Genomic DNA, 14,543 nt, shown 5'->3' with positions numbered 1-14,543 from the left:
ACCGTCATGCCCATCGTCCGCGTGGCAATCCTCGCGGACAGCAGGTTGACGGAAATGGCCTTGCCTGCGGAGCTGCCGCTGCGCGAAATCCTGCCCGCCGTCCAGCGTTTGGTGGTTCCCGCCGCGGTTAACGGTGACTCCGAGGACGCGCGCGGCGCCGCCGAGGTCGACGCGGCGACCCAACTGAGCCTGGCCCCCATCGGTGGCGCGCCGTTCAGCCTGGACGCCAGCCTGGACACGGTCGGTGTCGTCGACGGCGACCTGCTGGCGCTGCAACCGGTGCCGGTCGGTCCGGCCGCGCCCGGCATCGTCGAGGACATCGCCGACGCGGCCATGATCTTCTCGACCTCGCGGCTGCGGCCTTGGGGCACAACGCACATCCAGCGTGGCGCGCTGGCCGCGGCGATCGCGGTGGCATTCCTGGCAAGCGGGCTGTCGGTGACCTACCGGGTGGCCACCGGTGCGCTGTCCGGCCTGGTCGCGGTCAGCGCGGTCGCGGCCGTGACCGCGATCGTCGGCCTGCTGGTCACCGCGCGCTCGGCACGCACCGGGATGGCACTGTCGATCGCCGCATTGGTCCCCATCGCCGCCGCACTCGCGCTGGCGGTGCCGGGCAGGTTCGGCCCCGCCCAACTGACCTTGGCCGCGGCCGGTGTTACCGCGTGGTCCCTGATCGCCCTGATGGCGCCCAGCGCCGAGCGTGAGCGGCTCGCCGGGTTCTTCACCGCGACCGCGGTGGTGGGTGCCGGAGTGCTGCTGGCCGCCGGTGCCGAAATGTTGTGGCACCTCACGCCTATCGCCATCGGCTGCGGGCTGATCGTGGCGGCGCTGCTGGTCACCATCGAGGCGGCCCAACTGTCCGCGCTGTGGGCGCGGTTCCCGCTGCCGGTCATCCCGGCGCCCGGGGACCCCACCCCGTCGGCGCCCTCGCTGCAAGTCCTCGAGGACCTGCCCCGCCGCGTGCGGATCAGCGACGCGCATCAGAGCGGATTCATCGCCGCCGCAGTGCTGCTCAGCGTCCTGGGCTCGGTGGCGATCGCGCTGCGGCCCGAGGCGCTCAGCGGTGCGGGCTGGTACGTGGTGGGCGCGACGGCGGCGACGTCGGTGCTGCGCGCCAGGGTGTGGGACTCGGCCGCGTGCAAGGCGTGGCTGCTCGCCCAGCCCTTCCTGACCGCCGGCGTGCTGCTGGTGCTCTACGCCTCGACCGGGCGCTACCCGGCCGCGCTGGGCGCGGTGCTGGTGCTGCTGGCACTGGTGGTGGTGTGGATCGTGGTGGCGCTGAACCCGGGCATCGCTGCGCCGGAAAGCTATTCGCTGCCGGTGCGCCGGCTGGTGGGATTCGCCGCGACCGGACTCGACGCGTCGCTGATCCCCGTCATGGCGTTCGTGGTCGGCCTGTTCGGCTGGGTGCTCAATCGATGATTCGGCCGGCATCAGCCTGCTTCGCGGCGGCGTTGGCCGTATTGCCCGCCGCCGCGACGTGGGCCAGTCCGCCGGCATTCGCCATCAGCCCGCCGACGGTCGATCCCGCCGTCCCGCCGCCCAGCGGGGCGCCGGGGCCCGGCCAGCCGATGGAGCAGCGCGGACCCTGCAGCACATCCGGAGTGGTTCCCGGCAGCGATCCGGGTGCCATCACACCCAGCCAGTCGATGCTGAATCTTCCTGCGGCATGGAAATTTTCGCGGGGCGAGGGTCAGCTGGTGGCCGTACTCGACACCGGGGTGCGGCCGGGTCCGCGCCTGCCCAACGTCGACGCGGGCGGTGATTTCGTCGAGACGACCGACGGCCTGACCGACTGCGACGGCCACGGCACGCTGGTGGCCGGGATCATCGCCGGCCAGCCCTCCGCCGACGACGGCTTCTCCGGCGTGGCGCCCGCGGCGCGGGTGGTGTCGCTGCGGACGACGTCGGCCAAGTTCTCGCCGCGCACGCCGGGCGGCGACCCGATGATGGCCCGGGTCTCGGCCGAGGTGTCCACCCTCGCCCGGGCGATCGTGCACGCGGCCGACCTCGGGGCCCGGGTGATCGACATCGGCTCGGCCACCTGCATGCCCGTCGACCGGCCCGTCGACCAGGCCGCGCTCGGTGCCGCCGTCCGCTACGCGGCGCGGGACAAGGACGCGGTGATCGTCGCCGGCGCGGGCGACAGTGGACCCACCGGGGCCGCGGGCGGCGGGACCTCGTGTGAATCCAATCCGCTTACCGACCTGAGCCGCCCGAACGATCCGCGAAATTGGGCCGGTGTCACGTCGGTGTCGATCCCGTCGTGGTGGCAGCCCTACGTGTTGTCGGTGGCTTCGCTGACGCCGGACGGTCAGCCGTCGAAATTCACCGTGGCGGGGCCGTGGGTGGGCGTCGCCGCGCCCGGCGAACGCATCGTGTCGATCGGCAACGCCGACGGCGGCGGCCTGGCCAACGGCCTGCCCGACGAACACCAGCGACTCGCCGCCCTCAGCGGCACCGGTTACGCGGCCGGCTACGTGGCCGGCGTCGCGGCGCTGGTTCGCAGCAAATACCCCGACCTCAACGCCACCGCGGTGCTGCGCCGCATCACCGCAACCGCGCACAACGGCGCCCGCGATCCCTCCAACGTGGTGGGCACCGGCAGCGTGGATCCCGTGGCGGCTCTGACCTGGCAGCTGCCCGCCGGTGACCAGCCCGGCGCGGCGGCGGTGAGGCCGGTGGCCGTGCCGCCGGCCCCGGCGCCCACGGACACCAGACCGCGGACCGTCGCGGTGGCCGGCACCGCCGCGCTGGCCGTGCTGGTCGCACTGGCCGGCGCCGCCACCGCACTCGCCGCACGCCGACGAAAGGACCCCACCCCGTGAAGCATCGGATACCGACTCCCGGCAGCGGTCGAATCACGTTGGCGGTGCTGGCCATCGTGCCCGCGGTCATGGCCTGCCCGTGGCGCACGCCCCGCGACTACTGGCTGCTGGGCATCGCCGCCGCCGTCGTCATCGTGTTGTTCGGCTGGTGGGGCGGTTTGCATTTCACCACCATCCTGGGCCGCCGCCTGGCGATGATCGCCCGCGGCAACGCCGTCCCGTCGAGCACTTCCGACACGGCGACGACCGCCCTGATTCGCCTCGGCGCGCCCGAGGCCGACTCCGATGTACTGCCGCTGCCGCTGATCGCGAGCTACCTGGACCGTTACGGCATTCGGGCGGACAAGATCCGAATCACCAGCCGCGACAACGCCGCCGACGCATCGCGACGCGAGACGTGGATCGGGCTCACCGTATCGGCGCCCGACAATCTGGCCGCGTTGCAGGCACGCTCACCGCGAATCCCGTTGCGCGAGACCGCTCAGGTCGCCGCCCGCCGGCTGGCCGACCATCTTCGCGAGATCGGTTGGGAGGCAACCCCCGTCGCGTCCGACGGCATTCCCCGGCTGCTGACCAACAACCCGCGCGAGCGGTGGCGGGGGGTCCAGCGCGGCGCCTCGGATTACCTTGCCGCATACCGGATCGAGGTGGGCGACGCGCTGCCGGAGACCTTGGCGGCGATCCGGGCGCATTCCGTGCGGGAAACCTGCACCGCGCTGGAGGTCGCCGGCGACAAGAACCGGCCCACCGTGGCGGTCGCGTGTGCGTTCCAAACCGAGACCGGTCCGGACGGCAAGGCTCCGGTGGATGGGCTGACCCCGCAGCGCGGAACTCACCTGCCCGCCTTGGCCGCACTGGATTTGCTGTCCACCCGGCGGCTCGACGGACACACCGCCGCGCCGGCGGACCTGCTTTCGCGGGTGCACTGGCCCACCCTCGCTGGCGGAGCCCACCGGGCCTCGCCGGGTGAAACCGGCGACAACGCCGACACCGTCGGGGTGGTCAGAACATGACCTGTTGCAGGAACGCGGTCATCCGGCGCAGGTAGTCCAGCTGGCTCACGTGCAACACGTGACTGCCCGGAAACCAGTGCAGCGCACACTGATCCCAGTGGTGCCATAGCTTGACGGCGTGGTCGGGCGGCGCCATCCGGTCGCCGAGCCCGGTGATGATCATCCGGCGGTCGCGGGGTACCAGCGGCCGATAATTGAGCGGACAGTGGTAGGCCAGGGCGGCCGCCAAATCGTCGTGGCTGATCTCGGACACGCGCAGCCCCAAGCGAACCAGCTTGTTGGCCGGAAACCATTCGTCGAACAACGTCGAGGGCGTGACGACCGGACAGTTGGGGATGACCGCCTCGAGCCGATCGTCGACCGACGCCACCAGCGCCGAGGTATAACCGCCCAGCGAGATGCCGGTGAGTGCGATGCGGTCGACCCCGGTGTGGCGCAAATAGTCGATGATGGAACGGAAGTCGTGCACGGCCTGGGCCATGGCCTCGGCGAAACCGCTGAGCCCGCCGGCGAAATAGCCGAAACCGCTGAAGGGTGAGAACCTTTCGGCTCGCTTGCCGTGAAAGGGCAACGTGTACATCAGCACGTCGTAGCCAGACCGGTAATACCAGGGCAGCGAAAAGATCCGACCGTTGGCCAGATAAGACGAACCCATGAATCCGTGGATGACGCACAGGGTCGGGCGTGGCCCGTCGTCGTGGCGCCAATGCTGGGCGCGCACCGTGTTGTTGGACCGCCAAGCGCCCCACCGCGTACGCATGGCGGGGTTGATGGCGGTGAAACTGCTGCGGAACGCGATGTTGTCGACGGTGCCGCGCGCGACCCACTGCGCGAGCGGGCCGGCCCGTCGCGACGACACCCGGGGCACCTCGGCGGGGGCGGGAAAGGACAGCGACGGATCGCCCGCCGCTGCCAGCTCGGCGTAGAAGTCAAGGTCGTCCCGCTCGGTGGCGTCGTCGGATTGCCGCAGGGTGGTGGCCAACACGACCGGCGCCACCGTGGTGGTGAGCAGCGAGGCCACCCAGGTGCGCAGGGCCAGATCACCGAAGGCCGACGCCTCGACTACCATTCGCTGGCGGGGCGACAATGCCGAGGTGGGGGGTAATCCGGTGGCGCCGGCCGGTAGATCGGCGCCGGGAACGTCGGGAACGGATACGGGCGGGTCGATCGAATCTGAATTGGGCGCCACGAACGCCGATGGTAGCCCGAAGGGGGTGCAGTGCCTGGGCGTTTCGGCCGGTTTGGGCGTAGCGGTGTCACCCGGGACCGTTCGGGCCACGTCGGCGCACCATAGAGTTATACGGTTGCCATCGCCCGGTGGGCGGCGGGGCGAGGATCGGGAGGATCGACATGTGGGATCCGGACGTCTACCTGGCCTTCGCCGACCATCGCGGTCGCCCCTTTTACGATCTGCTGTCGCGGGTGGGGGCCGAGCGGGCGCGGCGCGTCGTCGATCTGGGTTGCGGACCCGGTCACCTGACGAAGTATCTGGCCCGGCGCTGGCCCGAAGCGGTGATCGAGGCGATGGACAGCTCGCCGGAGATGGTGGCCGCGGCCAACGAGCGCGGGATCGACGCCGTCGCCGGCGACCTGCGCGACTGGAAGCCCAAACCCGACACCGACGTGGTGGTGAGCAACGCGGCCCTGCACTGGGTACCCGAGCATGCCGACCTGCTGCTGCGGTGGGCCGGGGAGCTGGCGTCCGGATCGTGGATCGGTGTCCAGATGCCGGGCAACTTCGAGTCGCCGTCCTATGCGGCGGTGCGGGCGCTGGCCCGCCGGGAGCCGTACGCAAAGCTGCTGCGCGACATTCCATTTCGGGTGGGTGCGGTGGTCCAGCCGCCGGCGCACTACGCCAATCTGCTGCTGGACGCCGGCTGCAAGGTCGATGTCTGGGAGACCACCTATCTGCACCAGCTGACCGGCGAGCATCCGGTGCTCGAATGGATCACCGGCACGGCGCTGGTTCCGGTGCGCGAGCGGCTCGACGAAGAGACGTGGGAGCAGTTCCGTGAGGAGCTGATCCCGCTGCTGTCCGACGCCTACCCGCCCCGATCCGACGGGACGACCATCTTCCCGTTCCGGCGGGTGTTCGTCGTCGCCGAGGTGCGTGGCTCGAACCGCGATTAGCGCTGGGCGGGCTTGCCTTCTTCGATGCCCCGGTCGGCGGCGATCCCCGAGCGGGGGGTCGGCTTCGCGTGGTGGATCTTCAGATATGTCTCGGTGTAGCGCGCGGAGATGCGGGTGCCGGCGAACTCCGAGGGGATGACGTCGCCGGTGCGCTGACGCCAATCATGGAGCAACACAGCAAGGTTGGCTGCGATTTCCTCCGCATCGGTGTCGTTCCCGGCCAGCAGGTTGGTGGTTTCGGTGGGGTCGGTGCGCAGATCGTAGAGTTCGCGCTCGGGCCGCGGCGCGGTGACCAACGGCGCGACGGCCAGCCCGGACGGGCTCTCCTGGATGTCCAGCGGCAGATCCAGCAGCGGCCGGGGCACGTAGTTCTCGATGTAGCTGTACTCCTTGGTGCGGATCGCGCGAATCGGATCGAACGAGTCGTGGTAGGTCTTCGTGGTGTAGACGTGGTCGCGCACCGGCGCGGTCTGCGGATCCGGGTCCAGCAGGCCGGGCGCGTGTGAGATACCGTCGACGTCGACCGGAGCGTGAATTCCCAACAGCCCCAACAGTGTCGGGACCAAGTCGACCGCGCTGAACAGCTCGTCGTAGACGCGTGGCGGGACGTTCCGGTTGCTGGGTGGCCGCACGATCATGCCGATGCCGGTCCCGGCGTCATACAGCGTGGATTTCGCCCGAGGAAACGCCGGGCCGTGATCGGTGAAAAACACCACCCAGGTGGTGGCGTCCAGGCCGGTGTCGGTCAGCGCGTCCAGCAGTCGCCCGACGGCGGCGTCGGCCGTGCTGATGGCCCCGTAAAAGTCGGCGAGATCGCCACGCACCTCGGGGGTGTCGGGCAGGTAATCGGGCGGATCCACCGTGGCGCTGTCCGCCGGCGTGTAGCGGTCCCGCGGATATGGCCGGTGCGTCTCGAAGAAGCCCACGGTCAACAGAAACGGTTGTCCGACAAGGCCTTCGGCGCTTTGTCGCAGCCACTCGTCGGCCCGGTCGGCCACGTAGTCGCAGTAGGAGTTCGATACGTCGAACTCGTCGAAACCCAACCTCTCGGGGTAGGAGGTCTCGTGCTGCATGCCGAAAAGCGTGGTATACCAACCGGATTCGGAAAGCATCTGGGGCAGGGTCCGGATACCGTCGCGGTATTCCCAGCCGTGGTGGGCCAGCCCGATGAGCCCGTTGTTCTGCGGGTAGCGGCCGGTGAACAGCGATCCGCGCGACGGCGAACACAGCGGCGCGGTGGCGTGCGCCCGGGTGAACAGGATGCCCTCGGCGGCAAGGCGGTCCAGTCGCGGGCTCGACACGTCGGCATGGCCGTAGGCGCCGAGGTAGCGCCCCAAGTCGTGCCAGTGCACGATCAGCACGTTGTCCCGAAAGCCCGTGTTCTGTTTTTGGCCCGCGTTGTCGCCCGGCGTCAATTGCGTCACCTCTCACATTGCCTCGCGACCGGCGACGTTACCGCAACCTTGCTGCGGGATTGCTGAGTGCCGACGCGTCAGGGCGTGGGCAGTTGACCCCAGCGGTTTTCGCAGACGAACTCCGACAACGGGCGCCCGACAACCCAGCCGTCCAATTCCAACGAAGGGCGATCGGGGAACTCCGGCACCGGCCCCAGGCACAGGATCGCCACCGGTTCGGCGCCGGGCGGCAGGTCCAGCAGCGACCCCAGCCGGTGCGGATCGAACAGCGACACCCAACCCATGCCCAGGCCTTCGGACCGCGCGGCCAGCCACAGGTTCTGGATCGCGCACGACACCGACGCCAGGTCCATCTGCGGTAGGGTGCGCCGGCCGAACACGTGCGAGTCGCGGTCGTCGCCCAGGGCCACCACGAACAGTTCCGCGCACTCGAGGATGCCCTCCACCTTCAGCGCCAGAAATTCGTCGGCGCGTTCGCCCAGGGCGGCGGCGGTGCGCGGGCGCTCCTCGTCGACCAGGGCATGAATGCGCCGCCGCAGGGAGGCGTCGGTGATCCGGATGAAACGCCAGGGCTGCATCAGGCCGACGCTGGGCGCCGCGTGCGCGGCCTGCAACAGCCGTGCCAGCACGGCCTCGTCGACTATCGCGCCGGGAACGAAGCGGCGCATGTCACGGCGCTCGGCGATGACGCGATAGACGGCTCGTCGCTCTTGCGGGCTGAATGCCTCACCGGTCACGAAAGCCATCGTAGGAAATCCGGGTTAGCGTGGATCGTGCCCCGACCCCACCGACCCGGGGATCCCAGGAAGGGAGTGTTGACGTGAAGCCTTCCGACGTGCTCGATCAGCTGGCCGCCGACGCCGCCGCCGGCGGCCGCCGTTACGGCGAGCCTTATCAGACCCCGGACGGCACCACCGTCATCGTGGTCACCAAACCGCTGGGCGTGTTCGCCATCCGCAACGGGCGGGCCTCCTGGACGCCGGCGGTGGACGGGGGGCGGATCGCACTGATCGGGGTGGTCACCGGCCTGCTGGCCGCGGTGATCGGCAGCCTGGCGGTGCTGCGCCAGCCGCCGTGGCCGCGCATCACGATCAGGGACTATAGGTAACGCCGACCGCGCGGAACACGTACTCCGGCGGCATGTCGAACGCCAGTGAGCGCAGGGGCAGGCCGTCGAGCACATCGCCGGGAATGGCGACCTTGTAGTGCAGCGACAATTCGCCGCTGAACTTCTTGTCGACCCGGGCGACATCGACATCGACCTGCAAGCCGGTCGATGAGATCTCCACCTGCGCCGCGCCGGTTTGCGGCGCGTTCCACCGCACGTTGACGGTCGGGCCGGCCAGCCGGGGCAGCATGGACAGCGTCGTCAGCACCCGCTCCGAGGTGAAGGCCAGCGAGCCCGTGTAGCTGGCGACGCTGTGCGGCAACCGCACACCGGGAATGGTGCCGCTGAATCGCCTCGTCACCGCGACGTAATCGGCGAGGTAGGTGAGGCCTTCCGACTCGAGCTGGGCGTGCAGCTCGTCCGGAAGCTTGCCGATGCCGAACCACCTGCGGACAAAGACGGCCATATCCACAGTATGACCGCGCCGGCCCTGCTGGTATCGGTTGGTTATGACTCGCCCGAGGATGCCGATGGCCGCGTTGATCGCAGCTGTGGCCGCGGCGGTGTACGCGCTGCTGTGGGTGGGCTACTGCGGGCACTGGGCTTGGCTGCATCGGATGGATTGGTCGGTGCTGAACGCGGCCCGTGACATCGCGGTCAAACACCCGATGTGGCCGCGGTTTTGGCAAGACGTGTCCTCCGCCTTGGGTCCGGTGCCGATGTCCGTACTGGGCATCGCGACGACGGTGTGGGCCCTGGTGATGCGCAATCTGCGGGCCGCGCTGGTGCTGGTGCTTTCGTGCGGGCCGCTCAACGAGTTCGCCACCGCGGCGGCCAAGGCCCTGGTCCACCGTCCGCGTCCGGCGACCATGCTGATCGCCGCGCCGTCCAGCTCGTTTCCGTCCGGGCACGCGCTGGAGGCGATGGCCGCCCTGCTCGCCGTGCTGTGCTTCCTCTTTCCGATGATCACCCGCTCGATCCGCCGCATCGCGGTCGCGGTGGTAGCGGTATCACTGCTCACCGTCGGCGTCTCCCGGGTGGCGCTGAACGTGCATTACCCGTCCGACGTGCTGGCCGGCTGGTCGCTGGGCTACCTGTATTTCCTGTTGTGCGTCTTGGTTTTTCGGCCCTCGTCCGGCCGATCGGCCGGTCCGGGGCGCGCGATCGAAACCGCCGCGGTGCGCTAACGACGGTGTCGCGGCGGGCGTCTGGTCACGGCGCGGTGACCTAACCGGGGCTAAAGCTTTACTTGACCGCAAAGATGCGCTCGTTTGACGATGGAGTGCATGCACCGACTGCTCGCTTCGCTGTGCGCCGCGGCATGCGTACTCTTCGCCTCGGTGGTGCTCGCCCCGCTGGGCGCCGCGGCCGGCGCTCCCTGGTTTGCGAACGCGGTAGGCAATGCGACGCAGGTGGTTTCGGTGGTCAGCACCGGCGGTTCCAACGCGACCATGGAGATCTTCCAGCGCACCGGCACCGGCTGGCAGTCGCTGCGGTCCGGCATCCCCACCCACGTCGGTTCGGCGGGGATGGCGCCGCAGGCCAAGAGCGGCGTTCCGGCCACCCCGATGGGCGTGTACAGCCTCGACTCCGCGTTCGGCACGGCGCCGAACCCGGGTACCGGCCTGCCCTACACTCAGGTGTCCGGGCCCAACTACTGGTGGAGCGGCGACGACCACAGCCCCACGTTCAACTCGATGCAGGTGTGCCAGAAGGCGCAGTGCCCGTTCAACACCGGCGAGAGTGAGAATCTGCAGATACCGCAGTACAAGCACGCGGTCGTGATGGGTGTCAACAAGAACAAGACCCCGGGTGGGGGCGCCGCGTTCTTCTTCCACACCACCGACGGGAAACCCACCGAGGGCTGCGTGGCGGTCGACGACGCTCAGCTGGTGTCGATCATGAAGTGGCTACGGCCCGGCGCGGTCATCGCCATCACCAAGTAGCCTCTCAGTCGGCGGCGATGGCCCGTCCTGGTTTGAGCGTGAAGTTCAAGCCCTCCAAAGACATTGTGGCGTCGTAGGTTCGGTCGTAGCCGGTGCCGCAGATCTTCCAGCCGGCCTCGGTGCGGCGGTAGGTGTCGCGGTAGAAGGCCGCCCCGATCAACATGAAGTTGAGATCGGCCACCATCACCCGGTCCTGCAGATACCAACTGCCCGTTGCGGTGTCGCCGTCGACGGTGATGTCCGGATGCGTCACCCGGTGCTCGGTGATGACGTTCGCCGGCAGCGATGTCCGCATGTACTCCACCAGATCGGCGCGGTTGGTGAAGTGCAACTCGTTGCCGATCGACGGCCCGTAGTCGGCCTTGACGTCCTCGGCCAGGGTGCCGGTGAAGTCGTCCCAATGCTTGGTGTCCAGCGCGCGCAGATACCGGTATTTGACTTGCTTGATCGCTTCGATATCGGCGAGATCGTCGAGGGTCATCTGGTCATTGCAGCACACGGGTGACCGGCGCCCTCTTTCGGACCGGCGGCGCCGAGACTTAAACCATTGCGAGCTCGCGCGGCGTGTCGTGTGCATGGTTTAAGTGTCGCGGGGGAGTCGGGGAAGTGCGGAGCCCGGGCCCGTCATTGCAGCACACGGGTGACCATGTCGACGAGGGCACGTCGCTCCAGGCTCCAATCGATGGCGGTGCCAGTGACCATCTGCGCCAGCACCACACCACGCAGCGTTGCCCAGATGACCTCGGCCACACCGGCGTGCGCCGGATCGGTGGTGATCAATCGCCCCAGCTGGCCGACCGCCGCGTTCATGTCGCGCAGGTGGCGCCGCGACGACGGGTCGCCGCCGCCGCGGGTTTCCCGCAGGATCTCGAAGGCGGCCATCGACGTCGGGCTGCTGTAGCAGCTCCAGGCGGTGTCGACGACGACCTCGATGCGTTCCCGCAGCGGCAGCTCGCTGACATCGGCCGACGACAGGCTGTCCACCAGCCGGGCCACCCCGTCGTCCACCACGGCCATCAGCAGGCCGTTGCGATCGCCGAAGTGGTACTGGATGACCCCCCAGGTGACGCCCGCACGTTCGGCAACGTGCTTGGCGGTGGCCGCGGAGAAGCCCTCCTCCACAATGCAGCGGACGGTCTCGTCGATGATCTTCGCCCGAGTGTCATCGCCGCGCTTACGGGGCGCGGTGGTTCGCCTGGTGGGGCCGACGGGGCGACCGGGCGGCTGGCCGGCGACGATGGACATTGTTGACTTTATAACATAGTCAAGTCTATTTTTGGGGCGTGAGCAGCCCCTCGCGATATGCGCGATTGTCTCGTGACGAGCTCGTCGTCCTGGTTCCCGAGCTGCTGCTGATCGGGCAGCTGATCGACCGCTCCGGGATGGCGTGGTGCATCTCCTCGTTCGGCCGCGACGAGATGGTCCAGATCGCCATCGAGGAGTGGGCGGGCGCCAGCCCGATCTACACCCGGCGGATGCAGAAGGCGCTGAACTACGAGGGCGACGACGTCATCACCATTTTCAAGGGGCTGCAGCTCGACATCGGTGCGCCACCGCAATTCATGGATTTCCGGTATACCGTGCACGACCGCTGGCACGGCGAATTCCACCTCGACCACTGCGGTGCCCTGCTCGACGTGGAGCCGATGGGCGAACAGTACGTGTTCGGAATGTGCCACACCATCGAGGATCCGACGTTCGACGCCACCGCGGTCGCGACCAACCCGCGTGCCCAGGTGCGCCCGATCCACCGGCCGCCCCGCACGCCGGCCGACCGGCACCCGCACTGCGCGTGGACCGTGATCATCGACGAGTCCTACCCCGAGGCGCGCAGCATCCCGGCGCTGGACCTCGTCGGCCGAACCCGCGCCGCGACATGGGAACTCGGTGCCATCGATCCCTCCAACGAGGGACAGGCCGACTATTCGGGGCCCCTGCTGTCCGATTTCGACTTCGCCGCCTTCTCCCATTCGGCGCTGGTCCGGATGGCCGACGAGGTGTGCCTGCAGATGCACCTGCTGTACCTGTCGTTCGCGATCGCGGTGGCCGCCCGCGCGGCCGACGACGAGGAGGCCGTCGGCGTATGCACCCGCGGCCTGATCGGCATCGCGGGCGTGGCCGCCGAACGCATCCACCGCGCGCTGAAGCTTCCGGGCGGGATCGAAGGGGCGCTGCGGGTCCTCGAGCTGCACCCCCTGCTGAACCCCGTGGATTACGTTGTCGCCGAGACCGAGTCGAACAGGCTGCACGTCCGCCGGTCGCCGGCCCACGACGACGGCGCCTGGATCTCGTTGTGCTCGCCGGGATCCGTCCAACCGCTTCAGGCCATCGCCACGGCGGTGGAACCGCACATCGAGGTCCGAGTTAGCGGGACGGCCACCGACTGGACGGCGGAACTGGTCGAAACCGACACGCCCGCCGAGGAACTGCCAGAGGTTTCGGTGGTCCGGGTCAGTGGCGGATCGACATTTCAGTTCGAGCCCAGGCGTTCGCTGCCGCTGACGGTGTTGTAACACAACGCTTTTTGTCAAGGGGTTTTCGGTACCACTTCGGTGACGCAAGCGCATCGAGCGGATACCAATGACATTGCGAAGCATCGGCTTTCCGCGTGTCCGCGGCTATCGTTAACGCTGGCCACCGACCCCTATAGACGAAGGTTTTCGCTCTATGTACGACCCACTCGGGTTGTCGATCGGGACCACGAACCTGGTCGCTGCGCGTAACGGAAGCCCACCGGTAACCCGCCGGTCTGTGGTTACCCTTTATCCGCACTGTGCTCCGAAAATCGGTGCGCCCGAAGAGAACCCGTACCTAGCCGAGCCCGGCATACCGATGAAGGGCTTCATCGAGCGCATCGGTGATTCCGTGGCGCTGTTGTCACCAGACGGTTCCACGCATGACCCGGAACTGCTGACGGTGGAGGCGCTGGACGCGATGGTGCACGCGGCCGGTGCGGACGCGGCGTGCTCGGAGATCTCCATCGCCGTGCCCGCGCACTGGAAGCCGGCAACGGTGCAGGCGTTGCGGGACGCCCTGCGAACCCATCTGGGCTTCGTGCGAAGCGGGATGGCGCCGCGGCTGGTCAGCGACGCCATCGCGTCGCTGACCTCGGTCAAGTCCGAGCTCGGACTGCCCGACGAAGGCATGGTGGGGGTGCTCGACTTCGGCGGTAGCGGGACGTCGGCCACCTTGGTCGATGTCGCGGGCGATTTCGAACTCGTCAGCGCGACAATGCGTTACACCGCGCTGTCCGGCGACGAGATCGACCAGGAGTTGCAGCTGCGCGCGTTCGAGGAGCTGGGCCATGGCAGCGGCCTGGACCCGGCCAGCACCGCCGGTGTCGGCCAGCTCGGTGAACTCAGGGAACAATGCCGCGCCGCCAAGGAGCGGCTCTCGACCGACATGGCCACCGACATCGTCGCGGCGCTCGGCGGGCGCAGTTGCAGCCTGACGCTGACGCAAGACGACCTCGAAGAGCTGATCCAGGATCGGCTCACCGGCTTCATCTATGCCTTCGACGACATGCTGGTGCGCTACCGCAGGGGCTGGTCGGACCTGGCCGCGGTGGTCACCGTCGGGGGAGGCGCACGCATTCCCCTTGTCACCGAACGCCTTTCGATGCACGGCCGCACGCCGATCCTGACGCCGGCGCAACCGGCCCTGGCCGCGGCCAGCGGGGCGCTGATCCTGGCGTCCCGCGGCGGCGAGTTGGACCTGCGCACCCGGACGTCGATCGGGCTGCTCGCGTCGGCAGACGCCGCCGGTGACGTCGTCGACTTGGGTGCCGGCGACGTGCTGGTGATCGACGACGAGGCGCTGACCGATCGCGAATTGGCTTGGTCGCAAACCGAATACCCCGGCGACCTGCGGATGCGGTTCGGTGGGGAAACCTACGACGAAGACGGTCCGGCCGGCTGGTCGATGCGGCTCAACGTCATCGAGCCGCCGGGGGAACGCCGGCGCTGGCTGCGGCTTCGGTTCTCCCAGTTGGTCATCGGCATGTCGGCCGTGGTCGCGATGACCGCGATCGGTGGGGTCGCCTACACCCTGACCGGGATCGAGAACCGCCAGGCCCCACCCGCGCCCTCCGTCGCGCCCCGGCC

15 protein-coding genes are annotated in these 14,543 nt (G+C 68.9%); 9 read left to right on the top strand and 6 right to left on the bottom strand.

All coding sequences use genetic code 11. From position 1 onward, the window contains the following. Positions 1-6 precede the first annotated feature (6 nt). The 3 genes from eccD to eccE are packed head-to-tail and all read left to right on the top strand — an operon-like array spanning position 7 to position 3,841. Positions 7-1,422: a type VII secretion integral membrane protein EccD gene (gene eccD, locus BST14_RS20115; RefSeq protein WP_142279513.1), complete on the top strand. Its 1,416-nt coding sequence runs from the start codon at positions 7-9 to the stop codon at positions 1,420-1,422. Then, a complete protein-coding gene (gene mycP, locus BST14_RS20110) occupies positions 1,419-2,828 on the top strand; it encodes a type VII secretion-associated serine protease mycosin (RefSeq protein ID WP_083066136.1) in 1,410 nt (469 codons plus the stop codon). The genes eccD and mycP overlap by 4 nt, the downstream gene beginning before the upstream one ends. Continuing rightward, the gene (gene eccE, locus BST14_RS20105; RefSeq protein WP_083066135.1) at positions 2,825-3,841 is read left to right on the top strand and encodes a type VII secretion protein EccE; all 1,017 of its coding nucleotides are present in this window, start codon (positions 2,825-2,827) and stop codon (positions 3,839-3,841) included. The genes mycP and eccE overlap by 4 nt, the downstream gene beginning before the upstream one ends. Here eccE and BST14_RS20100 read toward each other — a convergent pair. After that, positions 3,831-5,030: an alpha/beta hydrolase family protein gene (locus BST14_RS20100; RefSeq protein WP_083066134.1), complete on the bottom strand. Its 1,200-nt coding sequence runs from the start codon at positions 5,028-5,030 to the stop codon at positions 3,831-3,833. The two genes, eccE and BST14_RS20100, sit on opposite strands and share 11 nt — an antisense overlap. Before the next feature lie 161 nt (positions 5,031-5,191). Here BST14_RS20100 and BST14_RS20095 point away from each other — a divergent pair, with 161 nt between their 5' ends. Beyond that, positions 5,192-5,971, top strand: coding sequence for a trans-aconitate 2-methyltransferase (locus tag BST14_RS20095; RefSeq protein WP_083066133.1), 780 nt, complete (start codon positions 5,192-5,194; stop codon positions 5,969-5,971). Here BST14_RS20095 and BST14_RS20090 read toward each other — a convergent pair. Then, positions 5,968-7,395 (bottom strand): sulfatase family protein, encoded by a 1,428-nt coding sequence (locus BST14_RS20090; RefSeq protein WP_083066132.1) that lies wholly within the window; start codon positions 7,393-7,395, stop codon positions 5,968-5,970. The genes BST14_RS20095 and BST14_RS20090 overlap by 4 nt on opposite strands. A gap of 68 nt (positions 7,396-7,463) precedes the next feature. Beyond that, positions 7,464-8,132 (bottom strand): 5,6-dimethylbenzimidazole synthase, encoded by a 669-nt coding sequence (gene bluB, locus BST14_RS20085; RefSeq protein ID WP_083066131.1) that lies wholly within the window; start codon positions 8,130-8,132, stop codon positions 7,464-7,466. A gap of 74 nt (positions 8,133-8,206) precedes the next feature. Here bluB and BST14_RS20080 point away from each other — a divergent pair, with 74 nt between their 5' ends. Then, positions 8,207-8,494 (top strand): hypothetical protein, encoded by a 288-nt coding sequence (locus tag BST14_RS20080; RefSeq protein ID WP_083066130.1) that lies wholly within the window; start codon positions 8,207-8,209, stop codon positions 8,492-8,494. Here BST14_RS20080 and BST14_RS20075 read toward each other — a convergent pair. Then, the gene (locus tag BST14_RS20075; RefSeq protein ID WP_083066129.1) at positions 8,478-8,960 is read right to left on the bottom strand and encodes a hypothetical protein; all 483 of its coding nucleotides are present in this window, start codon (positions 8,958-8,960) and stop codon (positions 8,478-8,480) included. The genes BST14_RS20080 and BST14_RS20075 overlap by 17 nt on opposite strands. A 43-nt stretch (positions 8,961-9,003) precedes the next feature. Here BST14_RS20075 and BST14_RS20070 point away from each other — a divergent pair, with 43 nt between their 5' ends. Both BST14_RS20070 and BST14_RS20065 read left to right on the top strand, forming a co-directional pair. Then, the gene (locus BST14_RS20070; RefSeq protein WP_083066128.1) at positions 9,004-9,681 is read left to right on the top strand and encodes a phosphatase PAP2 family protein; all 678 of its coding nucleotides are present in this window, start codon (positions 9,004-9,006) and stop codon (positions 9,679-9,681) included. Between the two features lie 99 nt (positions 9,682-9,780). Beyond that, positions 9,781-10,440, top strand: a complete 660-nt coding sequence (locus tag BST14_RS20065; RefSeq protein WP_083066155.1) for a L,D-transpeptidase family protein — start codon at positions 9,781-9,783, stop codon at positions 10,438-10,440. Positions 10,441-10,444: 4 nt separating this feature from the next. Here BST14_RS20065 and BST14_RS20060 read toward each other — a convergent pair whose 3' ends face one another. Both BST14_RS20060 and BST14_RS20055 read right to left on the bottom strand, forming a co-directional pair. After that, positions 10,445-10,921, bottom strand: coding sequence for a nuclear transport factor 2 family protein (locus BST14_RS20060; RefSeq protein ID WP_438502192.1), 477 nt, complete (start codon positions 10,919-10,921; stop codon positions 10,445-10,447). A gap of 143 nt (positions 10,922-11,064) precedes the next feature. Further along, a complete protein-coding gene (locus BST14_RS20055) occupies positions 11,065-11,685 on the bottom strand; it encodes a TetR/AcrR family transcriptional regulator (RefSeq protein ID WP_083066126.1) in 621 nt (206 codons plus the stop codon). A 38-nt stretch (positions 11,686-11,723) separates the two neighbouring features. Here BST14_RS20055 and BST14_RS20050 point away from each other — a divergent pair, with 38 nt between their 5' ends. Both BST14_RS20050 and BST14_RS20045 read left to right on the top strand, forming a co-directional pair. Beyond that, on the top strand, positions 11,724-12,953 hold the full coding sequence (locus tag BST14_RS20050; RefSeq protein WP_083066125.1) for a hypothetical protein: 1,230 nt from the start codon (positions 11,724-11,726) through the stop codon (positions 12,951-12,953). Positions 12,954-13,107: 154 nt separating this feature from the next. Beyond that, the coding region (locus BST14_RS20045; protein ID WP_142279512.1) for an Hsp70 family protein at positions 13,108-14,543 on the top strand (1,436 nt) is incomplete at its 3' end.

Origin of the sequence: Mycobacterium arosiense ATCC BAA-1401 = DSM 45069, from assembly GCF_002086125.1 — a bacterium.
In the GTDB taxonomy this organism is placed as follows: Bacteria; Actinomycetota; Actinomycetes; order Mycobacteriales; family Mycobacteriaceae; genus Mycobacterium; species Mycobacterium arosiense.
Note: the sequence above shows the minus strand (reverse complement) of the source record. Positions and strands in the feature narration are given on the sequence as shown.